A 26,254-nucleotide genomic window follows, 5' to 3' on the forward strand; every position below is an offset into this window, starting at 1 on the left:
ATGAACCTGCTCTATATCAGCGACACGCCCGACAACGCCCTGCAACGCGCATTGGCGGAACACGCCACAACGCTGCACACGGTCGATACGGCCACAGCGGCGCAGGCGCTTGTGCCAGGCCAATATGGGTTCATCGTGCTGGCACTGGAACGCTCTGGCCAGGACGCGTTGGAGCACTGCCTGGCGCACCGGGGCAGCGCTGCGCTGATGGTGCTGCTGGCCGGCGACGACCGTCAGGCCCGTATCGCCGCCCTGCGCGCCGGGGCCGATGCGTGCCTGGCGCAGCCGGTTGCCTCGGCCGAGGTGCTGGCGCGTCTGCAGGCACTGTCCCGTGCGCGGCCGCGCGCCCCTGCCCTGCCGCCTTCACGCCTGTGGTTGTCGCCATCGCGGCTGATGGTCGGACGCGGCAAGCGCCAGCAGAGCCTGACCGTCAGCGAGCATCGCTTGCTGGCGATGCTGGCAAGCAACCCTGGCGCGGTCAGCCGGCAGTCCATCGAGCAGCAATTGTGGGGCGCAGGCCAGGCGCCGAAGACGGCGCTGATCGAGCGACACGTGTGCAACCTTCGTCGCAAGCTGGCCCAGCTCGATTGCCCCGAAGCCCTGCAGACCCTGCGCGGCTTTGGCTACAGCCTGGCCGAGCCGCTGCTGCTGCGCGCCGACTAAGCGAACCCGGGGCCCTCAGCGGGCGCGCAGCATGCAGCGGGCGTAGCGCTCGTCCACCCGTTGGGCAAACCAGGCCGTGGTCAGGTTGCGGGTGATCTTCGGGCTCTGCAGTTTGATGCCCGGAAGGATTGCCCGCGGAACCGGCTTGCCGGCAGCCTTGTCGGCCAGGGCGAAGGTACGCTCGAAGAGCGTGGTCTTTTCGAAATCCAGGGTTTCACCTTCCTCGAGGGCACGGCGAATGTCGCGGTCGTTCATGTTCAAGCGGTTGCCAAGATTGCGTACCGCCAGCTCGGTGTTGCTGGCGGCGCTGGAGTCGTAGCGAATCAGGTCGCCGTCGAGCGCCAGACGGCCGCCGGACAACTGGTTCACGGCATTCTGGAACGCCGCGTTGCGGCTTGCGTACCAGCCGGCGTTGAAATCGGCGAAGCGGTACAACGGACGTTCGTAGCTGGCCGGATAGCCAAGCAGATGGGCAATGCCGAAATACATGCCGCCGCGCCGGGTGAACACTTCGCGGCGAATCGAACCGTCTACGGTGTAGGGGTAGCGCGCGCGGTGCTTCTCGGCGAAGTCGATGCTGACCTGCATCGGTCCGCCGGTGCGGACTGGGTTGAACGTGCCGAACAGCTGCCTGCCCAAGGGCACCATGCCGGTGAAGTCGTCGAAGATTTCGCTGAGCTGTTTCTCCGAGCGCGCAGCCTCCAGTCGTTGCGCATAGGACTTGCCGTCGACCGAGCGAATGCCCAGCGCAGCGTCGACGAGAAAGCCCGGTACATGCACCCGGCCGGCGCGGCGGTCGATTTCCTGGCGGGCGATCTTGCCCAGCCCCGGCACGCTGGGGTCGACCTGGAAGGTGGATTCCTGCTCGGCCACGGCCAGCACCGCGCACAGGTTTTCATCGCTGCCCGGGACGCCCTGCACGTTCAGGGCCGTTTCGATATCGGCAGCCCAGCCCTCGCGGTCGGTGACCTTGGCGGGCAGCAGCTGCACGAGCTTGGCACGCACCTGTTCGGGCGAGGGTGCCGGGGGTTGGTTGCTGCGTTGGCTGGAGCAGGCGGCGAGCAATACAAAGAGGATGCTCAGTGCGCCATGGCGCACGGCGAGCCGGCTTCTGGACATGTAAGGCCTTGGGAACGGATGGATTTGCGCCAGTATGGACGAGGCCCCGGCATGTCGACAGCCCCAGTGCAAATACCCCGCAGTCTGGCTATGCTTGCGCTCATGACCATGGCCCCTGCCACTCGCCAACCCTGCCCACCCGGCGCTTGCATCTGCGAGCGCGAACGCCTGCACGCGGTCCCCGATGCCGACCTGCGCATCCTGCGCCTGACCCGCGATGAAGAAAAGCGCCTGCTCGAACGACTCGAGAACCTGGAAAGCCTGGACGACCTGCGGCGCTTGCAGCAGCGCATCTTCGACCAGCTTGGCCTGCGTGTCGAAGTCACGCCCGGCTCAGGCACCGTGCGCAGCATGCGTGGCATCGCTATCCACCTCGACGCGCTGCCGGGACTGTGCCGCAAGACGCGGCAAGCGATCCCGGCCGCTATCCGTCGCGGCCTGGAAAAGAACCCCCAGGTGGCCTACCGGCTGCTCGACGCCCACGACCTGCTGGGCGGCTGAAGGGAGCTGGCACGGAATCTGCTCCGGTCCAGTTCATCAGTGTCGAAACGCCATGTTTTCGTCACTCTTTCCGAACAGACGGGGTTGGCATGGACACACGTTTTTCTTGCACCGGTTGTGGCAAATGCTGCAGCGACCATCACGTACCGCTGACGCTGTCCGAGGCGCGCCATTGGGCGGAAGACGGCGGCCAGTTGATCGTGTTGCTCGAAGCCTTCCTGGAAAACGGCCCCGGGCTGCACAGCCTGAACCTCAGCCACGCGCAACAGGAACATGCCAGACGGCGTTCGCTGCCCGTGCTGTGCGGCAGCGCGCCCGCCTACGTCTCGATCACCTTCGCCGCCTACAACGTCGGACCTTGCCGCAACCTGGATGCCGACAATCGCTGCGGCATCTATGCCGAGCGGCCGCTGGTGTGCCGGATCTATCCGATGGAGATCAACCCGCACATTCCACTGCGTCCGGACATGAAGGATTGCCCGACCGAAGCCTGGGCCACTGGACCGGCGTTGATTGCCGGTGGGCATTTGGTCGACGCGCCGCTGGCGGCGTTGATCGAGCAGTCGCGCCAGGCCGACCGTGACGACATCGCTGCCAAGGCGCAGGTGTGCGCGCAGCTGGGTATCCACACCGCTGCGCTCAAGGGTGATGGCTTCACCACGTACCTGCCGCCGCCTGCCGCTTTCCTCGCGGCGCTGCGCGAGGTCGACACCATGCCGATGCTGACGAACAACCCGACGCGCTGGGACCTGCACGTCCCGGATGAAGACCTGGCACGGCGCCTGGCCGAAACCGGCGCGATGATCGCCGCCATCCTGGCCGACGACGCCATGTTCATTTCGCTGCGCCGGGTGGCCTGAGCAGCGCAAACGCGCAGATGGGAGATGCACGTCGCGAATCATTACGTTATATTATAACTATAACATTATGGATCGTTGCACATGCGCTCAACTCGTTTTGCCCCCATGGCCGGCCTCGCCTTCAGCGTACTAGGCATGCCCGCCTACGCTGAAACCGCGCCCGAAACCCTCGAACTGGAAGCCATCAGCGTTACGGCGGGTGGCGATATGGAAACCGCGACCGGTCCTGTCACCGGCTACCGCGCGACCCGTTCGGGCAGCGCGACCAAGACCGATACCGCGATCAAGGACATTCCCCAAGCGGTCAGCGTGATCCCGGTCCAGGTGCTTCAGGACCTGGGCAGTAGCAATGTCGAACGTGCCCTGCAATACGCCGGGGGTGTGTCCCAGCAGAACAACTTCGGCGGACTGACGCTGTACGAATACAGCGTGCGCGGCTTCAGCACCTCGGAATTCTACCGCGACGGCTTCAGCGCCAACCGCGGCTACCCTGCGACCCCGGACGTTTCCAGCATCGAACGCATCGAGGTGCTCAAGGGCCCGGCTGCCAGCCTGTACGGACGTGGCGATCCCGGCGGCACGGTCAACATCGTCAGCAAGAAACCCCAGGCCGAATCCTTCGCGCGCCTGTACGGCAGCGCCGGCTCCTGGGACCGCTATCGCACCAGCCTTGACCTGAACACACCTCTGGATGCCGAAGGCCAGGTGCTCAGCCGGGTCAACCTGGCGGTGGAAGACAACCACAGCTTCCGCGACCATGTGCAGAGCAAGCGGGTGTACGTGGCACCTTCGCTGAGCTGGCAGCTGGACCCGGACACCTCGTTACTGGTGGAGACCGAGCTGGTGCGCCACCAATCGGTGTTCGACCGCGGTGTGGTAGCGCCGGGCAATGGCTGGGGTGGAGGCTCGCGCCGGACCTTTCTCGGCGAGCCGAACGACGGCTTCATCGACAACGACAACAACCGCGTCCAGGCCGCGCTGGAACACCGGCTCAACGACGACTGGCAACTGCGCGTGGCCAGCCACTACAAACAGGGCGAGCTGAGCGGCGATGCCAGTGAGGCACGCGCGCTCAACGCTGACGGCCATACGGTCAATCGGCGCTTTCGCGAGCGCGACATGGATTGGCACGACAGCATCAGCCAGGTCGAGCTGCGCGGTTTCCTCGACACGGCCAGCGTGCAGCATGAACTGTTGATTGGCAGCGAATATGAGGATTACCGCAAGAACGAACGGGTGACCGCTACCGCAGGTGCCTACCGAATCGACATCTTCGACCCGGTGTACGGCCAGCCCAAACCCACAGGCGCGCGGTCGGGCTCGGATTTTCGCGAGCATGTGCGCAGCCACGCGCTGAACCTGCAGGATCAACTGGTGTTCAGCGACAAACTGCGCGGCATGCTGGGCATGCGCTATGAACATTTCGAACAGCGCATCGCCGACTACACCACCGGCAATCGCAACCTGCAGCGCCAGGATGCTTTCACCCAGCGCGCCGGGCTGCTCTACCAACTCACGCCGCAATGGGGGCTGTTCGCCAATGCCTCGACGTCGTTCAAGCCCAACAGCGGGCTGGATGCTGGCGGCAAGTCGTTCGATCCTGAAGAAGGCATGGGCTACGAGGCGGGGCTCAAGGCCGAGTTGTTCGACGAGCGCCTGAGCGCGACCCTGGCGGCGTTTCACATCGACAAAGAGAACGTGCTGGCGCTGGACCCGGCGAGCAACCTCAATCGCGCCATCGGCAAGGCACGCAGCCAGGGCGTCGACTTGCAGTTCAGTGGCCAGCTGACCGATGCACTGCGCGTGATCGGCGCCTACGCCTGGATCGATGCCGAGGTCACTGAGGGCGACGCCAGCGTGCCCAAGGGCAGCCGCCTGCTTGGCGTGGCACGCAACAGCGCCAGCCTGCTGGGCGTCCATGAGTTTCAGGACGGGCCGTTGCGCGGTTCCGATATCGGCGCCGCGTTCACCTATGTAGGGGATCGGTCCGGCGAGTCGGGGGGTCGTTTCGAGTTGCCCGCCTATCACACGGTCGATTTGCTCGCGCATTACAAGGCCAGCGACAAGGTCACCCTGGGGGTCAACCTGAACAACCTGTTCGACGAAAAGTACTTCGAGCGATCCTACAGCAACTACTGGGCGATGCCCGGCGAGCCGCGCAACCTGACCTTGAGCGTTGCCGTGGATATGTAGAGGGCGGTTGCCCGTACGACGGCCTCATCCCTGAAGGCCGCCCTACCGGCGCACACCCAGGCGTCAGATGCGGAAACTACCGACCAGTTGCTTGAGCCGCAGAGCCTGCTGTTCGAGGTCGGCGCACGCCCGCAGGGTGGACTGCAGGTTTTCCACACCTTCCTGGTTGAGGGTGTTGATCTCGGTGATATCGACGTTGATCGATTCCACCACCGCAGTCTGCTCCTCGGTAGCGGTGGCCACCGACTGGTTCATGCCATCGATTTCGCCGATGCGCTGGGTCACGCTGACCAGACGCTCACCGGCCTGATTGGCGATGGTGACGCTGGACTCGCTCTGGCCCTGGCTTTCGTTCATCAGGATGACCGCCTGGCGAGCGCCCACCTGCAACTGCTCGATCATGCCCTGAACCTGCTGGGCCGACTCCTGGGTGCGGTGCGCGAGGTTACGGACTTCGTCGGCGACCACGGCAAAGCCCCGCCCGGCTTCGCCGGCGCGCGCCGCTTCGATCGCCGCATTGAGCGCAAGCAGGTTGGTCTGCTGTGAAATGCTGGTGATCACTTCCAGGATCTGACCGATGTTGACGGTGCTGGCGTTCAGGCTTTCGATATTGCTGCACGAGCCGCTGATCTTTTGCGACAGTACGTTCATGGCGCTGATGGTCTGGCCGACCACCGCCTGGCCATCGGCGGCCAGGTTGCGCGCGGCACTGGAGTGCTGCGAAGCCAGGGCGGCGTTCTGGGCAATTTCCTGCGCGGCGGCGCCCAGTTCGTTGATGGCGGCGGCCACGCTGCTGGTGCGGTTGACCTGCTGATCGGAGTTGAGCATCGAGGAGTTCGAGGCACTGACCACGCGCAACGCCACTTCGTTGACCTGGCCAGTGGCCGAGGCTACCTCGCGGATCGAGTCATGGATGCGTTCGACGAAACGGTTGAACGAAAGCGCCAGGGCGCCGAACTCATCGGCGCTGTGCAGGGTGAGCCGACGGGTCAGGTCGCCCTCGCCTTCGGCGATGTCGTGCATGGCCCGGCCCATTGCGTGCAAAGGCTGCATCAGCAGGCGAATGAGCATGCCAAGCAAGGCGATGGTAAGGACCACGGCAATGACCGTAGCGATCACCGCCGAGCTGCGAAACTGGCTGAGCATCGAGTAGGCCTTGGCCTTGTCCATGCTCAGACCGATGTACCAGTCGACCGAAGGCAGCCCCTCGACCTTGGCGAAGGTCACGATGGACGGACGGCCATCGCGTTCGACCTCGGTGACGTCGCTGCCGATGCGCGGTGTGTGCTGAGGGTACACGTCCTTGAGTGACTTCATCACCAACTGGTTGTCGGGGTGGACCAGGATCTTGCCGTCTGCGCTGACCAGAAAGGCGTAGCCACTGCCGTCGAAGTCCAGCGAGTTGATGGTCTTGACCAGCGTCTCAAGGCTCAGATCCCCGCCCACTACACCGACCGGCTGACCATTGGCGCTCAGCGATGGGGTGGCGATAGTGAGGATGGTCTTGCCGTTCGCGGCATCGACGTAAGGTTCGGTGAGGATGGTCCGGCGCGCGTTCATGGCGTCGGTGTACCAGGGACGGGTGCGCGCATCGTAGCCTTCGGGCATGGTATCGGGCGGCTCGAGGAAATAACCTCCCGAGACATTGCCCAGATAGGCAAACTCGAAGTTGGCCAGCAAGGTCTTCTGCTTGAGCAAGGCGCCTATGGCCTCGGGACTGGGGTTGAGGGCAACGCTCTCGGCCAGGGTTTCGGCCAGCAGGATGCGTCCCGAGAGCCAGTGCTGGATGTTCGTGGCAGTGCCACTGCCCATTTCGTGCAGGTAGCTTTCAAGGTCGGCACGAATGGCATTGCGCTGCAGGTAATCGTTATAGAACGTGAACAACGCGAAGGCTGCGGTCACGATGAGCGAAGCGGCCAGGAGAATCTTGTGGCTGAATTTCAGGGTTTTTTGCATGGCCGGTAGGTCCGCTGTGATGTTGCACGGGCTATCGGCAAATATGTGACAGTATTTAGCGTGGATCCAATAATAGCCTGATGCCACTAGTCATTTCCGACTGTCGGTAGTTATTTCCATAACAGGATGTGTCGGATTTGACTGACGGTTGGGCTTTGACCAACAGTGAGCAGCGCTCGGGTCGATCGGTCCAACCGGGCACTGCAGGTGAGTGTCACGTATTGAGGAGTGAGTGCATGGCAATCGAACGCTACAACGGCTTTGCCCAGGCCCTGCATTGGCTGACGGTCGCCGCGCTGTGCCTGGTGCTGCCGTGCGTGTGGGTAGCGGAGAATTTTCCGCCCGGTCCGGTACGGGTGCTCTGGTACCTGGCACATGAGTCCATGGGCATCAGTGTCGCCCTTCTGGTGCTGATCCGGCTGACCTGGCGCTGGCGCCACAGGGCGCCAGCCTATCGAGCGGAGATCGGTGCCGGTACGCGGGTATTGGCCCATCTGAATCATGGCTTGCTGTACGCCGTGTTACTGACCATGCCAGTGACCGGCTACCTGATGGCCGGCAATGGCCAGGACGTGCCGTTTTTCGGGCTGGTGTCGCTGCCTGGGTTCGTCCAGAACGAGGCGCTGGGTAAATTCGCCAACACCGTACATGTCTGGGGGCAATTCGCGCTGTACGGATTGATCATCATGCATGTCGCCGCCACGGTATGGCACGTGGCGGTGCGCCGGGACGGCATGCTCGAGCGGATGCTGCCGCCGCAACGCGACTGACGCGTACGGCGGCCGCCTGCCGTCAGCGCTGACCGATGCTGCTGAACTGTCCGAGCATCTGCGCGAACTGCGACAGGGGCATCTTCTGGCCGTTGAAATCCACCACGGCATCGCTGTAGCGCAGGCTGGCACGTAAATGCTCGCCTTCGTCCTTGACCAGCCCGAGCATCTGCCCCAGCCCGGCGACGGTAGCGCTCAGATCCCGTCCGGCCTGTTCCACACGGGCCGGATCCGTCTGCCCCTGGAGCCTGGCCTGCAGGCTGCCGACGTCTGCCAGCATCGGCTTGGACAGTTGCAGATCCGCCTGCACATTGGCGATGAGTGCGGGCCAATAGGCTGGCGAGCCAGGTTTGGCCGGCGCGGGATTGGCCAGGCGAGCCGTCATGCTCAAATGACTTTCGCCGTGGTCGGTGGCCAGGCTCAAGCGTTCCAGTTGCAACTGGGGCTTGGCATCCAGCAGCCTGCCGATGAGCGCTTCCAATTGCTGCCGCTGGGCAATGCTCAAGCGCAAGGGTGGCAATGTTCCGTCTGGCAAAGGTGTCTGCCACTGCGGCGCGATGACCGTTCGATAGAAATCACCGAATTCCCGACTGGCAACGATATCGAGGTTGGCCAGCTTGATGCTCATCTGCAGCGCGCCGACCGGTCGGCTGGCATAGTTCACGGCGCCGATACTGTAGCTGGCCTGGACGTCAAGCTTGCCCTCCACTTCCTGCATCAGGCCGGAAGCGGCAAGGTTTTCCACCTGGACGGGGGCGATCTCGGCGCCCTGCAGACTGGCCTGGGCAAGTTTGAGTTCCGAGTGCCCCAGGTACAGGCCAGAGGTACCCAAGGTGCCGCCGGTATCGAAGCTCAAGCCTTTGAATTGCGCCTGCAGGCGACCTGCCTGGCCTTCGATGTCGGCCAGCAGTTCTTCGCTGCGGCCGGTCAGGCTGTAATGGCTGGCGTCGGCGCTCAACACCAGGCGGGCGTTCAAGCCGGAAAATTTCACGGTGTCGTTGCCCTCGCGGGCGTCGAGCGGCAACAGTTGCAGGCGCGTGTCACTGGCACCGTCGTAACCGATGCTGGCCTGACCGCGCAACGGCGGCTGCTCCTGACTCATGGCAAACCAGGCTTGGGTGTCGGCGTTGCGCTCGAGGGCGAAGTTGCTCGCGGCCATCACTGGCATCAACCTGAATGTTTTCAGGTGTGACCAGGGCAGCGGCCCGTGCTCGATATGATCGATCAGCAACAACTCGCGGTTTTCGGGCCTGCCCTCGGCCTGCATGCCGTGAAGTCTGATTCGGTAGTGCGCGGTGCTGGTGAAGAAATGCCGCTCCAGGGACAGCAATTCGATCTGCATGCCCGGCTGGCCGTCGACGCTGAAGGAGGCAGCCAATTCGCGATTGGCCTGCTCGATGGCATTGCCGAGGACCGGCTCCAACTGGGTGCCAGTATACCAAGCGCCACCCAGGGTGGCGGCCGCAGCCATGACGACGATGCCGGCAATGATGCCTGTTGCTTTGTTCATGATCGGACTCATTCGAAAGAATACCGCTGCACCCGGAGCACTGCCGCCCAGGGCGCGAGCAAAACGGCCACGGCGCAGCGCCGGGCCGCAGGTTAGCACCTGCGCTTAGTTACCGGCCAGCCAGGCAGTGGCTCGTCCGACGGCAAATTGCTACCGATGATGACTTTGGTCGCGGCCGCGGAAACGCGCCGTTTTCTTTGCATATCCGTAACTTGTGCGCAACAGTTTATGCCCTTTCGTCAGTCTTTTTTTTAAGGCACAGAACCCTTGGGCGTTGCGTCAGTCGACTGTTCAGACGCTTACGCATCATTGAAGGGACGCCCCCATGACTACCGCCTCCATTCTAGTCCTTGAAGATGAGGACCTTATCCGCCTCCTGCTGACGACGGTGCTCGAAGATGCAGGTTTCGAGGTGACGGCATTCGCAACCGCCGACCAAGGCTACGACTTTCTCGAGACGCATCCGGGAGAAGTCAACATGGTCGTCAGCGATATCCGTATGCCGGGGCATATGGACGGCTACGACTTGAGCAAGATGGCCGCCGAGCGCTGGCCTACCCTGCCGATTCTGTTGACCTCCGGTTACTCGGGTCGCGACCTGGATCTGGGGCCGAATGTTCAGTTTCTGCCAAAGCCGTGGACCAACGAACGGCTGTTGAGCAAGGTGACGACCTCACTGCACATGCATTGATGGGTAAAGCACCTCAACATGGCTTGCCTTGCAGGGCATCCCTGGCGAACGTCGCTGCCTGGCGCGTCATCTGGTCGAGCTGGCGGTCGCGTTTTCTTTCGGCCTCAAGCATGGCTTTGCGCCCATGCTGATTGAGCAGATAGGCATGAATCTGTCGGACCTCCAGCGAAGCGTAGACAGGTGCGACATCCAGCACGGCAATGGGCTGGTCGGTTGCCCCGCCATCGCTGCTCAGCTTGACCTGCGGGCCCTGCGCGCCGATCACCTGAAAGCCCAGATTCTCGAACCAGGGCACCTTGCCCACCACGCACGCCAGCTCGACGTGGGCATGACGCACCCGGATGGCCTCGAGTAACGCCCGCGCCACTCCTTGCCTGCGCCGCGCCATGCGCACTGCCATGTAGGCCACCGTGCACACTGCGGGGTCATGGGCGGCTCGCAGGAACAGGGCGAAGCCGTCGAGCGTTTTCGGTCGGGCAGGGTCGAACGCCAGCACCAGCTCCGGTTTTACCTCACGCCCTCCGGCCATCGCTTCCAGGTACAGATGCACTTCATAGCCGACGCCGTATTGGTACAGCTGGTACAAAGGGTTGCTCGGGGTAATGCCCAGGCTGCTGATGTCGGTAAGGTAGTCGACCACCATCTGCAGCAATTGGCTCTTGACGTCTTCGGACGGCGCGCAGGTGGAGTGATGGATCAGTGACATCGGTAGCAAGGCTCCGGCAGGACGCACACAGGTGAAAGAGCACGAATGATAAACCGTACCTTGCCTGGATCGACAGTGGAACGTGCCCGCCAGCCAGGCGACGGGCTGGCAGAGCGCACTTCAGCCGCGGCCAACGAACGGCATGTTGGTCGCCATGACGGTCATGTTGAGTACGTTGGCCGATAGAGGCAGCTTGGCGATATAGCGAACCGCGTCGACAACGTGAACCATATCGACCATGGGTTCGACGGCGATGTCGCCATTGGCCTGGCGAACACCTTTGGTCATGCGCGCCGACAAATCGGTGAGGGCATTGCCAATATCGATCTGGCTGCAGGCGATGTTGAACTCGCGACCATCGAGCGCAAGGCTTTTGGTAATGCCCAGCACGGCGTGCTTGCTGGCGGTATAGGGCATGCTGAAACTGCGTGGCGTGTGCGCCGAGATCGACCCGTTGTTGATGATCCGGCCACCTTGCGGCTGCTGTCGGCGCATCAACCCGAACGCCGCGCGACAACACAGAAAAACCCCGGTGACGTTGGTCTGCAGTACGTCGGCCCATTTGGCCACGTCCAGCTCGTCGATGGGCACTGCGGGCGCGCCGATACCGGCATTGTTGAAGATGACGTCGAGGCGCCCGTAAGTCTCTTCGACCCTGGCGAACAACGCATCCACGCTGGCACTGTCACGCACATCGGCCGCCACGGCCAGGGCTTCACCGCCTTGCTCGGCGATCTTCTGAGCCACGGCCTGCACGGTCTCCAGGCGTCTGCCTGCCAGCACCACGCAGAAGCCGTCGGCTGCCAAACCGAGGGCCGTTGCCTGGCCAATGCCGCTGCCGGCACCTGTCACCAACGCTATCTTCTTCGACATACTTGTCTCTCCGGTTTCGGGATCAATTACTGTCCGCTGCGCGCCCCTTGCGTTCCTGGATCATCTGCTCACCGCTTTGCTGGCGCTGCTGCTGGAGCATATCGCCGCCTTCAGGCGATGCCGAGGGCGCAGGCCTTGGGATCGTACTCGAACTTCGAGTGGCCGGCGCGCGATTCATGCCGCTGGAGGGGTTGCGCGTGGTGTTGGCCTGGGGCTGCGCAGTGCCGGGTGTCGAGGCGGTGCCAGGTGCCGGGGCCGTGGTACTTGCGGGGCTGGCAGCGGAACCCGGCGCCGGGCTCGAGGCACTGACGCCCGGCGCAGCCCCCACACCGCACGAGGCAGCGAAGAGCATTCCAACCAGGCCGGTGTACTTCAGGGCATGCAAGAGCGCTTTCATGGATGTCTACCTCGGGCAATGACGTGATGGGTTTCCTGTTGTAGCTGAGCCCGTTGGCCACCTGTAGTTCCCTGGGTGCGCCGAGCGTGGGGGCGGTTGTTGGCTTGCAGGCGCGCGGCTGGGTTACCCTTGCAGGGATGAACTTGCACTTATCAATACGTTTCAACAAGGATCGAAGCAATGTCCGAGCCGGCGAAAAACCGCGCCCCTCATCAGGCCCACTGCAAGGACTGCAGCCTGGCGCCGCTGTGCCTGCCGCTGTCACTGGAACTGGCCGACATGGATGCGCTGGACGACATCATCAAGCGCGGCCGCCCGCTGAAGAAGGGTGAGTTCCTGTTTCGCCAGGGGGAAGCCTTCGCAGCCGTATATGCCGTGCGTTCCGGTGCCTTGAAGACTTTCAGCCTGAGCGACAGGGGTGAAGAGCAGATCACCGGATTTCATTTACCCAGCGAACTGCTGGGGTTGTCCGGGATGGACCGCCTGGTGTATCCGGTGACCGCGCAGGCACAGGAAACCACGTCGGTGTGCGAGATTCCTTTCGAACGCCTCGACGAGCTGTCGGTGCAACTGCCGCAGCTGCGTCGCCAGCTGATGCGGGTGATGAGTCGCGAGATCCGCGACGATCAACAAATGATGCTGCTGCTGTCGAAAAAGACCGCCGAGGAGCGTATCGCGACCTTTCTGGCCAATCTGTCGGCCCGGCACACTGCACGCGGCTACTCGGCGGTGCAGTTTCGTCTGAGCATGTCGCGCAACGAGATCGGCAACTTCCTGGGCATGGCGATGGAAACAGTGTCGCGGGTGTTCACTCGGTTCCAGCACGGTGGGCTGCTCGAAGCGCACGGCAAGGAAGTACGCATCCTCGATGCGCAACGCCTGTGCGCCGTGGCCGGTGGCACGGTGCTCGAATGAGCACGGCAGGTGGGGCAGTACTGGCCACCACTGAGGGTTATACTGCACGACCCCTGCCCTGCCAGAGCTACGACCGATGGTTTTCGACGAACACAGCTTCAAATCCCTGATCCGCCCTGTGCCGGATTTCCCCAAGCCCGGCGTGGTGTTTCGTGACATCACCCCGCTGTTCCAGTCGCCCAAGGCTCTGCGCCTGGTGATCGACAGTTTCGTGCATCGCTACATCGACGCCCCGTTCAGCCATATCGGTGCCATGGATGCGCGCGGTTTTCTGATCGGTTCCATCGTTGCCCACCAGCTGAACAAGCCGCTGATCCTGTTCCGCAAGCAAGGCAAGCTGCCCGCCCATGTGCTGAGCGAGGGTTACCAGACCGAATACGGCGAAGCGTTTCTGGAAGTGCATGCCGACAGCCTGTGCGAAGGCGACTCGCTGGTGCTGTTCGACGACTTGATCGCCACCGGCGGCACCCTGATCGCCGCGGCCAATCTGGTTCGGCGCATGGGGGCCGAGGTGTTCGAGGCCGCCGCGATCATCGACCTGCCCGAGTTGCAAGGCTCGCAGCGTCTGCAGGACGCCGGCGTAGGTACCTTCTGCCTGACCCGCTTCGCGCTCGACGAGCGCTAGCGCTCGTTGCAGCACCACTGCGACGTCGCACCACAGGCCATCCGATGCAGTCCCCGACGGAATGTTGCGGTCCACATCCACAGCATCCACTCACACCTGGAGACGACATGACTCATTCTGCATTGGTAGTAGGCGCAAGCGGTATCGTCGGCAGCGCGACTTCGCGACTGCTGCTGGATCAGGGTTGGCAGGTTGCCGGACTGGCGCGCAAGCCCAACGTGGCCGAAGGGGTTACCCCTGTGCAGGCCGACCTGATGGACCCAGCCTCCCTGGCCACGGCACTGGCCGAGCTGAAGCCCAGCCACGTGTTCTTGACCACTTGGGCTCGCCAGGATACCGAAGCGGAGAATATCCGTGTCAACGCCGCCATGGTGCGCAACGTGCTCGATGCGCTGCGCGCGGCGGGCAGCGTCAAGCATGTAGCCTTGGTGACCGGCCTCAAGCACTACCTGGGCCCGTTCGAAAACTACGGCAAGGGCAGCCTGCCACAGACACCCTTCCGTGAAGAACAAGGCCGCCTGGACGTCGAGAACTTCTATTACGCCCAGGAAGACGAAGTGTTCGCCGCCGCCGAGCGCGATGGCTTCACCTGGAGCGTGCATCGCCCCCACACCATCACCGGTGTCGCGGTGGGCAACGCCATGAACATGGCAACCACCCTGGCGGTGTACGCGTCGATCTGCAAGGCCACCGGGCGGCCGTTCGTGTTCCCCGGATCGCGCGTGCAGTGGGACAGCCTGACCGACATGACCGATGCTCGGCTGCTGGCCAAGCAACTGCTGTGGGCCAGCACCACGCCTGCCGCGGCCAATCAGGCGTTCAACGTGACCAACGGCGACGTGTTTCGCTGGAGCTGGATGTGGCAGCAGATCGCCGACTGGTTCGGTGTGCAGGCTTCGCCTTTTCCGCAGCAGGTTACGCCCCTGTCCGAGCAGATGGCCGATGATGCGGCGGTGTGGCAGCAACTGGCACAGGAGCATGGCCTGCTGGAAGCCGATATCGACCGCCTGGTTTCACCGTGGCACACCGACGCCGACCTGGGCCGGCCCATCGAAGTGGTGACCGATGTTTCCAAGAGCCGTCGATTGGGCTTCAAGGAGTTCCAGGCGAGTGACCAGGCGTTCTTCGACGTGTTCGAGAAGCTGCGCAGCGAGCGCCTGATTCCCTGAGGCGGTGTATGCGATATGCTGGCGGTCTGCCTGACTGATCCGGACCCCCGCAATGAACGTTCTCAAACGCGCCCTGCTCGACCGCAAGCTGAAGAAGGCCCTGACGGCACGCAAGTGCCGCCTCGACTGCGGCAGCCGGGGCCTGCGCAATGGTATCGAGCTGACCCTGGAAGAAGGCGTCAAGCTGCACGACGTCAAGCTGTTCGGGCAGCGCCTGAGCATTGGCGCGCATACTGCTGTCATGAGCGGTGCCGAATTGCATGAAGTGTCCGAGATCGGTCGCTACTGCTCAATTGCGGCCGGCACGGTCATCGGTCACAGCCGCCAGTCCCACCCGCTGGGCTGGCTGTCTACCCATAGCAAGCTCTTTGCCCTGCGGGCGGCCCGTACTCCCGAAGTGGCCGGCTACTACGTCAGTACCCCGACCACCTTGGGCCATGACGTGTGGATCGGGCGCGACGCCATGCTCATGGACGGCATCAGCATCGGCACGGGTGCCGTGGTTGGGGCTCAGTCGCTTGTGAACAAGGACGTACCGCCTTACGCCATCGTCGCCGGCACGCCGGCACGGGTTATTCGCTACCGCTTCGACCCCGAAACCATCGAGCGGCTGCTGGCCAGCCAGTGGTGGGAACTGCCGCCCGAGGCACTGGCGGAACTGCCAATGGAACAGCCCCAGGCGCTGCTCGAGACGCTGGCCGACACGCCTCCAGCCAGCCTGAAGCCGCGCAGGATCAAGCTGCACAGCGCAACATGGCGCATCGAAACGCTCTGACCTGCGGCAGCTGCCGGCTCTCATCCATGAAGAATGATTGAATCCCGGCTATGACGTGCCTGTCTCAACTGCACATTCATTGCGCGAACGAGAGGCCGGTATGGACCTGGGAATCAAGGGGCGTGTGGCGCTCATCACTGGCGGCAGCGGCGGCCTGGGCCTGGCAACTGCGAGGCTGCTGGGCGAGGAAGGCGTTTTTGTCGTGTTGAGCGACAACGATGCAGACAAGCTCGAGCAAGTAGCCGCCCTGTTGCCCGAGACAGTGCTGAGCGTGGTAGCCGATGTGACCGACCAGCAGCAGGTCGACCATCTCGTGGCTCAAGCCGAAGCACGCTTTGGCCAGATCGACATTGTCGTCCACACCGCTGGCGTCACCGGGGCCAAGGGCGACCCACTGGCTTTGTCCGACGCCGATTACCAGGAAGCCTGGAGCACTGACTTCTTTTCCGCCGTCCGCGTGGCGCGGGCCACCATTCCGAAAATGCGTGAGCGAGAGTGGGGACGTTTTGTCTGCATTACCTCGGAGAATGCGGTGCAACCGTACTGGGAGGAAGCGGTGTACAACGTGGCCAAGGCTGCGCTGGCGGCGTTCGTCAAGAACCTGTCCTACAAGGAAGCCGGATTCGGCGTGCTGTGCAACACCGTCGCGCCTGCTTTCATCGAGACGCCCATGACCGATGGCATGATGGAACAGCGCGCGCAGCAGATGGGCACCTCATTCGAGGAGGCGATCGACAGTTTTCTCGAAGAGGAACGCCCTGGCATCGTGCAAAAACGTCGGGGCAAGGCCGAGGAAGTCGCTGCCGTGATCGCGCTGCTGGTGTCGGAGCGAGCGTCATTCGTCAATGGCAGCAATGTGCGCGTCGACGGTGGCTCGGTGACAGCCGTGCAGAACTGAAACCTGTGATGAAAAAACCTCCCGGCAGGCGTACTGCAGGGAGGTTTTTTCTTGCAGCGCGATAGCCGAGTGGCAATCAGGCCAAATCGTTCTGCGCCTTGCCAGAACCCAGGTCTGCGCCGGTAACCGGGTTGGCGTCCGGATCGGACTCGGTACGCAACTTCAACGCTTCCAGCACCTTGGCATCCTTGGCGCTCAATACCACCGAAGCACTGCCGTCACCGCCGTCCACGGCCGGTTCCGGCTCGGCCACGAACTCCCACTCTTCACCCTGGTTCCACGGGCCGCGTACATTGGGTTCGCCGGACATATTGAAGTACTTGTTGGTGAACTCCGGCATGCCTGGCAACTTGCCTTGGGGAAAGTTGGGTTGAATGGCATGCAATGCGTTTTCGAATGACAGTTGGTGGGCGATTTCCCGAGTCATCAAGAATCCCAATGCTTCTTTCACGCCTGGATCGTCGGTGACATTCATCAAGCGCTCGTAAACAATCTTTGCCCGTGATTCAGCGGCAATATTGGAGCGCATATCGGCAGTCGGTTCGCCGATGGTATCTATATAAGCAGCGGTCCAAGGAACGCCTGCGGAGTTCGTCAGGGGAGCACCGGCACCATACAGCAGGCTGGTGATATGGGAATCGTTGCCCGCGCCATTGATTGCACGATACAACTCGCCTTCTTCCTGAACACCTTCTGCCAACTGGCCTTTTGCGCCCTTGTTGAGCATGACGATGATCGAACCGACGATCTCCAGATGGCTGAGTTCCTCAGTGGCGATGGACATCAGCAGATCCTTGCGGCCCGGATCATCCTCGGCCAGGGCCTGGGTAAAGTAACGTGCCGCCGCGGCCAGTTCGCCCTGGGCACCGCCGAATTGCTCCAGCAACAGGTTGGCCAAACCTGGATTGGGTGCAGCGACACGCACGGTGTATTGCAAACGCTTGTTGTGCAAAAACATTGTGGTTTCCTCAGGCTGATCTAATTATGAATCGGCACACGCTCGCTTCCGTTGGAGAGGAGACTTCGGAACAGCACCGTCATAGGTAGGAAACAACAACACCCCGTTAATCCCATTTAATTATCGCAACCGGATCAATGGTTGTACTTGCAGAGAATAACTACTGGCCTATTGATTTGACCCACAGCACTCATAGTTTGCGTACGATATACTGGATAGTTTAAAACTTTACGCAAAAACCTCTATTACCAGGCAGCAATCGCAACCCTGTAGCAGCGGCGCAAGCCGCGTCGGCGGCCCACACGGTGAGCCGGGAGCACACTGTCGCGCCCAGACTCAGCATGCCCCGCCGCCACGATGACATTCGACCCGTCAGTGGGATTTCCCGAAGAGTTTCTTGCCCAGACTGACCACTGCCAATACGGCGGCGCCGGTAAGAATGCCGGTCAGCGCGTCGACCAGAGTGCTGGCCACCGTGCCCATCAGACCACCGCCAGCCACCGCCACCGCCGCCTCACTGAGGTGATGCACGAACGGCAGGCCATGCGCGATGATTCCGCCGCCCACCAGAAACATGGCAATGGTGCCCAGTATGGACAGTACCTTCATCAGCACGGGCGCCAACCACAGCAGCCCGTTGCCCAGCGCCTGACTGGCCGCGCCGGTCTTCTGCTTGAGGTAGAGGCCAACGTCGTCGAGTTTGACGATGCCGGCCACCAGCCCATATACACCTACGGTGATCAGCACAGCAGTGATCACCAGCACGCCGACCTGGTCCAGGAAGGGCCTCGTGGACACCACGCCCAATGCCAGCACGATGATCTCCGCCGAAAGAATGAAGTCGGTGCGCACCGCACCTTTGATCTTGTCCTTCTCGAACGCCACCATGTCGACCTTGGCATCGGCCATGGCGGCCTTGCGCTGCTCGAGGTCGGCGGCCGAATCCTTGTGCAGGAACTTGTGCACGACCTTCTCGAAGCCTTCGAAGCACAGGTACGCGCCGCCGATCATCAACAGCGGCGTGATCAGCCAGGGCGCGAATGCGCTGATCAACAGCGCTGCCGGTACCAGGATCGCCTTGTTCAGCAGGGAACCCTTGGCCACCGCCCAGACCACCGGCAGTTCACGATCCGCCTTGACCCCGGTGACCTGTTGGGCATTGAGCGCCAGATCGTCGCCCAGCACCCCGGCGGTTTTCTTCGCGGCCAGGGAAACGTCGTCGAGCAGAGTCGCGATATCGTCGAGAAGCGTCAGCAAATTGCCTGCGGCCACGGGGAGCATCCTCATGAGTAAGTTAGGTGGCTGACGCACGGGGGTCGGCTAAGTTCCCTGCCGGGCCATTGTTGAGGGCCCGGCAACGCCGGTGCTACCATCGCGGACCCTGCAGCACAGCCGGGGTCCACTGCGCAGAAACAAGGACTTTTGCCCACCATGAGCAGTATTCGCGAGCGCAACAAGGCACTGATTCTGCGCGCGGCCAGTGAGGAATTCGCCGACAAGGGTTTTGCCGCCGCCAAGACCCACGACATCGCCAGCAAGGCCGGCGTGCCCAAGCCCAACGTCTACTACTACTTCAAGTCCAAGGAAAACCTCTACCGCGAGGTGCTGGAAAGCATCATCGAGCCGATCCTGCAGGCGTCCACGCCGTTCGATACGGCAGGCGAGCCGCAGGAGGTGCTGCGTGCCTATATCCGCTCCAAGATCCATATCTCCCGCGCCCTGCCCTTCGCCTCGAAAGTGTTCGCCAGTGAAATCATGCACGGCGCGCCGCACCTGAGCGCCGATCAGGTGGAGCTGCTCAATGCCCAGGCCCGGCACAACATCCAGTGCCTGCAGAGCTGGATCGATCGCGGCCAGATCGCCCCGGTCGACCCCCATCACCTGATGTTCAGCATCTGGGCCGCAACCCAGACCTACGCCGACTTCGATTGGCAGATCGCTTCGATCACCGGCAAGGCGAAACTGGACGACGCCGATTACGAAGCCGCCATCGACACCATCACGCGCCTGGTGCTCAAAGGCTGTACGCCGGATTAGCCCAGCCTGGGCAAGGCTTGGCGCACGGCCTTGCACCCGCGCGGCAAAGCTCCTACGCTGTGCGCCTCTTCGGGAAGCACCTTTCTATGACCACTCTGCGTGATCGCCTGTACGTCGTCGTTTTTCAAAGCGACACTCCTGCCGGACGGCGCTTCGACAAGACCTTGTTGCTGATCATTCTCGCCAGCCTGCTGGTGGTGATCATCGACAGCGTCGAGACCGTCCACAGCCAGTATGCCGACCTGTTCGCCTGGATCGAATGGGGCTTCACTTTCATCTTCGCCGTCGAATACCTGCTGCGCCTGTACTGTTCGCCCAAGCCGCTGCGCTACGCGTTCAGCTTCTACGGCCTGATCGACCTGCTGGCGATCGTGCCCGGCATCCTGGCCATCTACTACAGCGACGCCCAGTACCTGATGATCGTGCGCGTGGTGCGCATGCTGCGGATCTTCCGCGTACTCAAGCTCAGCCCTTATCTGAAGCAGGCCAACTACCTGCTGGCAGCGCTGCGCGGCAGCAAGCAGAAGATCATCGTGTTTCTGGTCAGCGTCAGCACCCTGGTCACGGTATTCGGCACTTTGATGTATGTGGTCGAAGGGCCGCAGAACGGCTTCGCCAACATTCCCACCGGCATCTACTGGGCCATCGTCACCCTGACCACCGTCGGCTACGGCGACATCGTGCCGACCACGCCGATCGGCCAGGTGCTCTCGGCCATGGTGATGATCACCGGTTATTCGATCATCGCAGTGCCCACCGGCATCTTTACCGCCGAACTGGCCAACGCCATGCGTGGCGAAGGCCTGCAGCACGAGTGCGCGGTGTGTCATAAAGGCAGCCATGAGCAGGCAGCGTCCTTCTGCTCGCAATGCGGCAATGCCTTGTTCAAAAAAGCGCTATAAGCACAGCAGTTTTTGATCTAACCGTGCCCATCATGTCGAGGTAGCCGCGCAGGCATAATGCCGCCTATTTCCAAGAACGCTCGAAGAGGGAACTGCAGTGAAGAAATTGATCGGTGCCTCGCTGTTGGCGGCAGGCTTGACCCTGACCGGCCTGGCCCAGGCCGCCCCCAGCCTGCTCAACGTCTCGTACGACGTGATGCGCGACTTCTACAAGGATTACAACAGCGCCTTCCAGAAACACTGGCAGGCTGAACACAACGAAGCGATCACCGTGCAGATGTCCTTCGGCGGTTCGAGCAAGCAGGCGCGCTCGGTGATCGATGGCCTGCCGGCCGATGTCATCACCATGAACATGGCCACCGACATCAATGCCTTGGCCGACAATGGCAAGCTGGTACCTGACAACTGGGTCACGCGCCTGCCAAACAACAGCGCACCGTTCACCTCGGCGACCGTGTTCATCGTCCGCAAGGGCAACCCCAAGGCGCTCAAGGACTGGCCCGACCTGCTCAAGGACGGCGTGCAGGTCATCGTCCCCAACCCCAAGACGTCCGGCAACGGCCGCTACACCTACCTGTCGGCGTGGGGCTATGTGTTGAAGAACGGCGGTGACGAAAACAAGGCCCGCGACTTCGTCGGCAAGCTGTTCAAGCAGGCGCCGGTACTCGACACCGGCGGCGGCGGTGCGACCACCACGTTCATGACCAACCAGATCGGCGATGTGCTGATCACCTTCGAGAACGAAGCGGAAATGATCGCCCGCGAATTCGGCCGCGATCAGTTCGAAGTGGTCTACCCCAGCGTGTCCGCCGAGGCCGAGCCGCCGGTCAGCGTGGTCGACAAGGTGGTCGACCGCAAAGGCACGCGCGCCGCAGCCGATGAATACCTGAAGTACCTGTGGTCGCCCGAAGGCCAGGAGATCGCCGCCAACAACTACCTGCGCCCCCGCGACCCTGCGGTGTTGGCCAAGTACACCGACCGCTTCCCAAAGGTTGAATTCCTCTCGGTGGAGAAGACCTTCGGCGACTGGCGCAGCGTGCAGAAGACCCACTTCAACGACGGCGGCGTGTTCGACCAGATCTATACCGGCCAGTAACGGCGGTCAACGCTGGCTGGCCTGCTTCACGCCGGCCAGGGTTCAGGGATGCTTGCGGCCCAATCCGGCCGGCACGCCGGTGGTGTCGGTGGCTTCCCAGGGCCCCTTGGGACTGGTGGCCCAGCTCCAGCCATCATTCCACCGGTAGTAGGTACGCTGCCGGTAGTAGGTGTCGGGCTGATCCTCAAGCACATAGACGCCCAGGCTCGGGTCCCAGTGACTGGCACCACCGGGCGGCGGCGCGAAACTGGCCGAGGTGCGTGGCAGGGGCTTGGGTGCAGGCGGTGCGGGCGGCGCAGGCGGGGTCGGCGCCGTGCTCGGTCCGGCTGGTGGCAGGGTCTGCACCGGCGGCCGGGGCTCCGGTTCGGACGGGCGCTGCACGGCGCAGGCACTCATGCCCAGGGCCAGGCCGATCACGGCCATTCGAGCTAAACGGTTCATGGCATCTCTCTAAAGGTCGGGACTGTCGATCATCAATTGCTGCACGGCGGCGCTGTCACTGGCAATCGGCGCACCGCGTGCCAGCCATTCGCCCTGAGTGGGCTGGCCGGCCCTGGATATCCGGGCGATGAGTTGGACTTCGGCAAAGTTCGACAGTTTCAGCTGTGGCATCATCGCGTCGCTGTCCGCCAGCTCGACCTGCGCCGGGAGGTCAGCGACCGTCAGCCGCTTGACCGCCAGCGGCATCGGTGGCCCGGACACCGCGCGAGCAAAGACGAACACGCTGTCACCCGGCTGCACCTTGGCGACCAGCGCGGGCGCCAGCGTCACCCGCACCTTCAACCCGGCGCGCGCTGGCGTGGGCCGCGAGGCTGGCGGTGTGTCGGCGGACGCCAGTTGGCTACGAGCGCGCGCGATTCCAGCCTGCAATGCCGTGCGTGCCGGGTCCGCATCCGGCAACGTTGCCAGCAGCCGCTCCCAGTAGCCGATGGCTTGTTCGAAGCGCTGGCTCTCGAAGGCGGCGATGCCGAGCAAGCCAAGGCTGGTTGGCTCCTTCGGATCGCCCAGCAGTGCTTCGTCGGTCAACGCCTGGATGGGTTCGGACCACTGCTTGCCCGCAGCAAAATACAGCGCCTGCGCCCACTGCCCCAATACCTCGGGCTGCCGCCCGGTCAGAGACGCCGCACGCTCGAACAGCGCGGCTGCTTGCGCTGGGCGATTCTGCGCCATGTAGGTTCGTCCCAGGATATAAATGCCTTCTACGGCCTCTGGCTGCATCTGCACCGCCTGCTCCAGGCGCGCCGTCATCTGCGCCACGGACGTGGGCGGCACGGCGAACTCGCGGCTCAACTCGACCTGGTCGCTGGCGCCGTAATGCAGGTACAGCACCAGCCCCACGACCGGCACCAGCAGCGCCGCAGCCAGCGGAACCGCGCGGCCCAGGCGGACATCCGACGCCGTCTGGCTGCCGTCGGTATCGGTGAGCAGCTCACGGGCCGCTTCCGCCTGGCCGCTTTCCAGCTGTGCGGGAGTCAGTACACCCGCCCTTTGCTGGGTGTTCAGCTCGGCCAGTCGCTCTTGGTACAGCGCCACGTTGAGTGCCGTACGGTCTTGCTCGGGCTGCTCGCGACGAGCCCGCAGCAACGGCACCAGCACGAAACTCAGTGCAACCAGCAGCAACAGCCCGGCAGCGAGCCAGAAATCGATCATGGGCGGTCTTCATCCAGCGGTTTTTGGGCAAGCAAGTCAGCCAGGCGAGCCCGCTCGCCCGGGTCGAGATCGCGCGGGCTGGTGGCCGGTTGCCGACGTCGGCGGCGCACCGTCACCGCGATCACCCCCACGCCGGCCACGAGCAACGCCGCCGGGCCGAACCAGAGCAGCCCGGTGCGCGCGGTCAGCGCCGGTCTGTAGCGGACGAATTCGCCATAGCGGTCGACCATGAACTCGATGATCTGCTCGTCGCTCTTGCCTTCGGTCAACAGCCGATGGATCTCGCGGCGCAGGTCGCCGGCAATGGGCGCATTGGAATCGGCGATGTCCTGGTTCTGGCACTTCGGACAACGCAACTGCTGAGTCAACTGGTGAAAGCGCTCGCGCAAGTCGTCATTGGCGAACCTATAGGTGTCGATGGCGGCGTGCGCCGCTCCGGCCAGGCTCGACAGCAGCACGCAGGTCAGCAGCCAGCGTTTCAGGTTCATGGTCGGGCCTCGTCGAGCAGCGCCTGGTACAGCGGCGCCAACTGCTCGCGCCATACGGTCTGGTCGATGACACCCACCCACTTGTGGCGAATCACCCCGCGGGCGTCGATAAGAAAGGTCTCCGGCGCGCCGTAAACGCCCAGATCAAGGCCCAGAGTGCCGTCCTTGTCATTGATGTCCAGCGCGTAGGGGTTGTGATAGTCCGCCAACCAGCGGCGCGCGGCTGCGTTGTCATCCTTGTAGTTGATGCCGTAGATCAGCACGCCCTGCCGGGCCAGCGTGTTGAGCAGCGGATGCTCGACCCGGCAGGCTACGCACCAGGTGCCCCAGACATTGACCAGTGCGGGTTTGCCCAGCAGGTCGGCGCGGGTCAATGTCCGTCCGCCCTGGGTATCGGCCAGGCTGAACGCGGGAAACGGCTTGCCGATCAGCGCCGACGGCAGCTGTGCCGGGTCCAGGTGGAGGCCGCGGTAAAGCAGCACCGCCACTATCAGGAATGCGCCCAAGGGCAGCGCCAGCAGCCAACGCTTCATGCCGGGGCTCCTTTGCCGAGTACGTCACGCACGCGCGCTTTGACCTTGAGCCGATAGCGCTTGTCCAGCGCGGCGAGCAATCCCCCCAGCCCCGTCAGCAACCCGCCCAGCCAGATCCAGCGCACAAACGGCTTGACGTGGATGCGTACGGCCCACGCACCGTTTTCCAGCGGTTCACCCAGGGCAACGTAGAGGTCGCGGGTAAAACCGGCGTCGATGCCTGCCTCGGTCATCACCGATTGCTGAACGGTGTACAAACGCTTTTCGGGATGCAGCAAGCTGACCTGTATACCCTCGCGCAGGACCTGGATGCTGCCACGCTGAGCGGTGAAATTCGGCCCGCGATGAGACTCGGCACCGTTGAAGATGAATTGATAGCCACCCAGTTCCACTGCATCGCCCGGTGCCATGCGCAGGTCGCGCTGGGCACTGTCGTGGCTAGACAGCACCACGCCCAAGGCACAGACGGCGATGCCCAAGTGGGCCAGTTGCATGCCCCAGTAGCTGCGCGGCAAGCCAGCCAGGCCTCGGCGAAAGCCCGTGTGACGGGTCTTGTCGTGCAGGTCGCGGGCACCGGCCAGCAGCACCCAGGCAGCCAGGGCAAAGATGGTCAATACCGGCCAGGCAAAATCCCCCAGGCACCACGCTGCCAGCGGCGCCAGCAAGGCACTGCCGATCAATACCGGCACCAGCATGCCCCGCAACCAGGCCGTTGGCGTGTGTTTCCAGCGCACCAGCACACCGACCGCCATGGTCAGCATCAGCAGCGCCATCAAGGGCACGAACAGCGCATTGAAATAGGGTGGGCCGACCGACAGCTTGGCGCCGGTCAGGGCATCCAGGGCCAGCGGATACAACGTACCCAGCAGAATCATGGAGGCGGCTACCAGCAGAATCAGGTTGTTGCCCAGCAGCAGGGTTTCGCGCGACCACAGGCCGAAGCCCACGTGACTCTTGACCACCGGCGCGCGCAGCGCGAACAGGGTCAGCGAACCACCCACCACGAACAACAGGAAGATCAGGATGAACACCCCGCGCGTTGGGTCGGAAGCGAACGCGTGCACCGAGGTCAGCACGCCCGAGCGCACCAGGAACGTTCCCAGCAGGCTCAGGGAAAACGCGGCGATGGCCAGCAGCACCGTCCAGCTCTTGAACACGCCGCGCTTCTCGGTGACCGCCAGCGAATGGATCAGCGCGGTACCCACCAGCCAGGGCATGAACGAGGCGTTCTCCACCGGGTCCCAGAACCACCACCCGCCCCAGCCCAGTTCGTAGTACGCCCACCATGAGCCCAGGGTGATGCCGATACCCAGAAAGCTCCACGCCACCATCGTCCATGGACGTGACCAGCGTGCCCAGGCCGCGTCCAGCTTGCCGCCCAGCAGCGCGGCAATGGCGAAGGCAAAGGCCACCGAAAAACCGACGTAGCCCATGTACAGCATGGGCGGGTGAACGATCAGGCCGATGTCCTGCAGCAAGGGGTTGAGGTCGCGGCCGTTGGCGGGAATCTGCGGCAGCACCCGAGCGAAGGGATTGGACGTCAGGATCAGGAACAGCAGGAAGCCGACGCTGATCATGCCCATCACTGCCAGCACCCGCGCCAGCATCACCTGCGGCAACTGCCGCGAGCCGATCGACACGGCGAAGGTCCAGCCGCCCAGGATCAGCGCCCACAGCAGCAACGAGCCCTCGTGGGCACCCCATACCGCGCTGAACTTGTAGTACCAGGGCAAGGCGCTGTTGGAGTTTTCGGCCACGTAGCGCACGGAAAAGTCGTCGTTGAGGAAGCTTGCGGCCAGGCAGGCGAACGCCAGCACCAAGAACGTGAACTGGCCCCACGCAGCTGGCCGCGCCAGGCCCATCCACAGCCGGTCGCCGCGCCAGGCACCAACCAACGGCACACTGGCCTGCACCAGAGCCAGACACAGCGCCAGGATCATCGACAATTGGCCCAGTTCGGGCACCAACA

General features: G+C 63.2%; 27 protein-coding genes. 14 read left to right on the top strand and 13 right to left on the bottom strand.

Features of this window, described 5'->3' with window-relative positions; genetic code table 11:
• Complete coding sequence (locus tag ONG87_RS12995; protein WP_264381401.1) at positions 1-663, top strand: response regulator transcription factor; 663 nt, start codon at positions 1-3, stop codon at positions 661-663.
• A 15-nt stretch (positions 664-678) separates the two neighbouring features.
• Here ONG87_RS12995 and ONG87_RS13000 read toward each other — a convergent pair whose 3' ends face one another.
• Positions 679-1,782 carry a DUF1615 domain-containing protein gene (locus ONG87_RS13000; protein ID WP_264381402.1) on the bottom strand — a complete coding sequence of 368 codons (1,104 nt, stop codon included), beginning with the start codon at positions 1,780-1,782 and terminating at the stop codon, positions 679-681.
• A gap of 102 nt (positions 1,783-1,884) precedes the next feature.
• Here ONG87_RS13000 and ONG87_RS13005 point away from each other — a divergent pair, with 102 nt between their 5' ends.
• From ONG87_RS13005 to ONG87_RS13015, 3 genes are all read left to right on the top strand, one after another.
• On the top strand, positions 1,885-2,283 hold the full coding sequence (locus ONG87_RS13005; protein WP_192047882.1) for a hypothetical protein: 399 nt from the start codon (positions 1,885-1,887) through the stop codon (positions 2,281-2,283).
• Between the two features lie 89 nt (positions 2,284-2,372).
• Positions 2,373-3,143, top strand: a complete 771-nt coding sequence (locus tag ONG87_RS13010; RefSeq protein WP_264381403.1) for a YkgJ family cysteine cluster protein — start codon at positions 2,373-2,375, stop codon at positions 3,141-3,143.
• An 81-nt stretch (positions 3,144-3,224) separates the two neighbouring features.
• Positions 3,225-5,336, top strand: coding sequence for a TonB-dependent siderophore receptor (locus ONG87_RS13015; RefSeq protein WP_301335537.1), 2,112 nt, complete (start codon positions 3,225-3,227; stop codon positions 5,334-5,336).
• 63 nt (positions 5,337-5,399) lie between these two features.
• Here ONG87_RS13015 and ONG87_RS13020 read toward each other — a convergent pair whose 3' ends face one another.
• Complete coding sequence (locus ONG87_RS13020; RefSeq protein WP_192053379.1) at positions 5,400-7,292, bottom strand: methyl-accepting chemotaxis protein; 1,893 nt, start codon at positions 7,290-7,292, stop codon at positions 5,400-5,402.
• Positions 7,293-7,528: 236 nt separating this feature from the next.
• Between ONG87_RS13020 and ONG87_RS13025 the strand changes: the two genes are divergently transcribed.
• Positions 7,529-8,062, top strand: coding sequence for a cytochrome b (locus ONG87_RS13025; RefSeq protein WP_122475824.1), 534 nt, complete (start codon positions 7,529-7,531; stop codon positions 8,060-8,062).
• Positions 8,063-8,084: 22 nt separating this feature from the next.
• Here ONG87_RS13025 and ONG87_RS13030 read toward each other — a convergent pair whose 3' ends face one another.
• Entirely contained in the window at positions 8,085-9,572 is a 1,488-nt protein-coding gene (locus ONG87_RS13030) for a YdgA family protein (protein ID WP_192058238.1), read from the bottom strand.
• 325 nt (positions 9,573-9,897) lie between these two features.
• Between ONG87_RS13030 and ONG87_RS13035 the strand changes: the two genes are divergently transcribed.
• The gene (locus ONG87_RS13035) at positions 9,898-10,263 is read left to right on the top strand and encodes a response regulator (RefSeq protein WP_122475828.1); all 366 of its coding nucleotides are present in this window, start codon (positions 9,898-9,900) and stop codon (positions 10,261-10,263) included.
• Between the two features lie 13 nt (positions 10,264-10,276).
• Here ONG87_RS13035 and ONG87_RS13040 read toward each other — a convergent pair whose 3' ends face one another.
• From ONG87_RS13040 to ONG87_RS13050, 3 genes are all read right to left on the bottom strand, one after another.
• The gene (locus ONG87_RS13040) at positions 10,277-10,969 is read right to left on the bottom strand and encodes a GNAT family N-acetyltransferase (RefSeq protein WP_264381404.1); all 693 of its coding nucleotides are present in this window, start codon (positions 10,967-10,969) and stop codon (positions 10,277-10,279) included.
• 120 nt (positions 10,970-11,089) lie between these two features.
• Positions 11,090-11,842 carry an SDR family oxidoreductase gene (locus ONG87_RS13045; protein ID WP_122475831.1) on the bottom strand — a complete coding sequence of 251 codons (753 nt, stop codon included), beginning with the start codon at positions 11,840-11,842 and terminating at the stop codon, positions 11,090-11,092.
• Between the two features lie 22 nt (positions 11,843-11,864).
• The gene (locus ONG87_RS13050) at positions 11,865-12,239 is read right to left on the bottom strand and encodes a hypothetical protein (protein ID WP_122475833.1); all 375 of its coding nucleotides are present in this window, start codon (positions 12,237-12,239) and stop codon (positions 11,865-11,867) included.
• A gap of 180 nt (positions 12,240-12,419) precedes the next feature.
• Here ONG87_RS13050 and fnr point away from each other — a divergent pair, with 180 nt between their 5' ends.
• The 5 genes from fnr to ONG87_RS13075 all read left to right on the top strand — a co-directional run bounded on the left by fnr (position 12,420) and on the right by ONG87_RS13075 (position 16,621).
• The gene (gene fnr / locus ONG87_RS13055; RefSeq protein ID WP_122475835.1) at positions 12,420-13,154 is read left to right on the top strand and encodes a fumarate/nitrate reduction transcriptional regulator Fnr; all 735 of its coding nucleotides are present in this window, start codon (positions 12,420-12,422) and stop codon (positions 13,152-13,154) included.
• Positions 13,155-13,230: 76 nt separating this feature from the next.
• Positions 13,231-13,779 (top strand): adenine phosphoribosyltransferase, encoded by a 549-nt coding sequence (locus tag ONG87_RS13060; RefSeq protein WP_122475837.1) that lies wholly within the window; start codon positions 13,231-13,233, stop codon positions 13,777-13,779.
• Positions 13,780-13,886: 107 nt separating this feature from the next.
• Positions 13,887-14,948, top strand: a complete 1,062-nt coding sequence (locus ONG87_RS13065; protein ID WP_264381405.1) for an SDR family oxidoreductase — start codon at positions 13,887-13,889, stop codon at positions 14,946-14,948.
• Positions 14,949-15,000: 52 nt separating this feature from the next.
• Complete coding sequence (locus ONG87_RS13070) at positions 15,001-15,723, top strand: CatB-related O-acetyltransferase (protein WP_264381406.1); 723 nt, start codon at positions 15,001-15,003, stop codon at positions 15,721-15,723.
• A gap of 100 nt (positions 15,724-15,823) precedes the next feature.
• Positions 15,824-16,621, top strand: coding sequence for an SDR family NAD(P)-dependent oxidoreductase (locus tag ONG87_RS13075; protein ID WP_264381407.1), 798 nt, complete (start codon positions 15,824-15,826; stop codon positions 16,619-16,621).
• 76 nt (positions 16,622-16,697) lie between these two features.
• On the opposite strand, the gene ONG87_RS13080 is transcribed toward ONG87_RS13075, so the two are convergent.
• Both ONG87_RS13080 and ONG87_RS13085 read right to left on the bottom strand, forming a co-directional pair.
• Positions 16,698-17,579, bottom strand: coding sequence for a manganese catalase family protein (locus ONG87_RS13080; protein WP_192104629.1), 882 nt, complete (start codon positions 17,577-17,579; stop codon positions 16,698-16,700).
• Positions 17,580-17,951: 372 nt separating this feature from the next.
• Positions 17,952-18,851, bottom strand: a complete 900-nt coding sequence (locus ONG87_RS13085) for a DUF808 domain-containing protein (RefSeq protein ID WP_264381408.1) — start codon at positions 18,849-18,851, stop codon at positions 17,952-17,954.
• 159 nt (positions 18,852-19,010) lie between these two features.
• On the opposite strand from ONG87_RS13085, the gene ONG87_RS13090 reads away from it, so the two are divergent.
• The 3 genes from ONG87_RS13090 (at position 19,011) to ONG87_RS13100 (ending at position 21,614) form a co-directional block, all read left to right on the top strand.
• Positions 19,011-19,616 (top strand): TetR/AcrR family transcriptional regulator, encoded by a 606-nt coding sequence (locus ONG87_RS13090; protein WP_122475848.1) that lies wholly within the window; start codon positions 19,011-19,013, stop codon positions 19,614-19,616.
• 86 nt (positions 19,617-19,702) lie between these two features.
• A complete protein-coding gene (locus ONG87_RS13095) occupies positions 19,703-20,518 on the top strand; it encodes an ion transporter (RefSeq protein ID WP_122475850.1) in 816 nt (271 codons plus the stop codon).
• 97 nt (positions 20,519-20,615) lie between these two features.
• A complete protein-coding gene (locus ONG87_RS13100; RefSeq protein ID WP_264381409.1) occupies positions 20,616-21,614 on the top strand; it encodes a sulfate ABC transporter substrate-binding protein in 999 nt (332 codons plus the stop codon).
• A 42-nt stretch (positions 21,615-21,656) separates the two neighbouring features.
• On the opposite strand, the gene ONG87_RS13105 is transcribed toward ONG87_RS13100, so the two are convergent.
• Genes ONG87_RS13105 through ONG87_RS13125 form a run of 5 tightly spaced genes read right to left on the bottom strand, consistent with a single transcriptional unit; the run spans position 21,657 to position 26,252 of the window.
• The gene (locus ONG87_RS13105; RefSeq protein ID WP_122475853.1) at positions 21,657-22,055 is read right to left on the bottom strand and encodes a hypothetical protein; all 399 of its coding nucleotides are present in this window, start codon (positions 22,053-22,055) and stop codon (positions 21,657-21,659) included.
• Positions 22,056-22,064: 9 nt separating this feature from the next.
• Positions 22,065-23,264 carry a c-type cytochrome biogenesis protein CcmI gene (ccmI, locus tag ONG87_RS13110; RefSeq protein ID WP_122475855.1) on the bottom strand — a complete coding sequence of 400 codons (1,200 nt, stop codon included), beginning with the start codon at positions 23,262-23,264 and terminating at the stop codon, positions 22,065-22,067.
• Entirely contained in the window at positions 23,261-23,752 is a 492-nt protein-coding gene (locus tag ONG87_RS13115; RefSeq protein WP_301335538.1) for a cytochrome c-type biogenesis protein, read from the bottom strand. Before ONG87_RS13115 ends, ccmI begins: the two co-directional genes overlap by 4 nt.
• Entirely contained in the window at positions 23,749-24,285 is a 537-nt protein-coding gene (locus tag ONG87_RS13120) for a DsbE family thiol:disulfide interchange protein (protein WP_192102298.1), read from the bottom strand. Before ONG87_RS13120 ends, ONG87_RS13115 begins: the two co-directional genes overlap by 4 nt.
• Positions 24,282-26,252, bottom strand: coding sequence for a heme lyase CcmF/NrfE family subunit (locus ONG87_RS13125; RefSeq protein WP_192102547.1), 1,971 nt, complete (start codon positions 26,250-26,252; stop codon positions 24,282-24,284). The genes ONG87_RS13120 and ONG87_RS13125 overlap by 4 nt, the downstream gene beginning before the upstream one ends.
• Positions 26,253-26,254: the final 2 nt, after the last annotated feature.

The sequence above is a fragment of the Pseudomonas sp. MM227 genome, from assembly GCF_947090715.1.
Taxonomy (GTDB): domain Bacteria; phylum Pseudomonadota; class Gammaproteobacteria; order Pseudomonadales; family Pseudomonadaceae; genus Aquipseudomonas; species Aquipseudomonas baltica.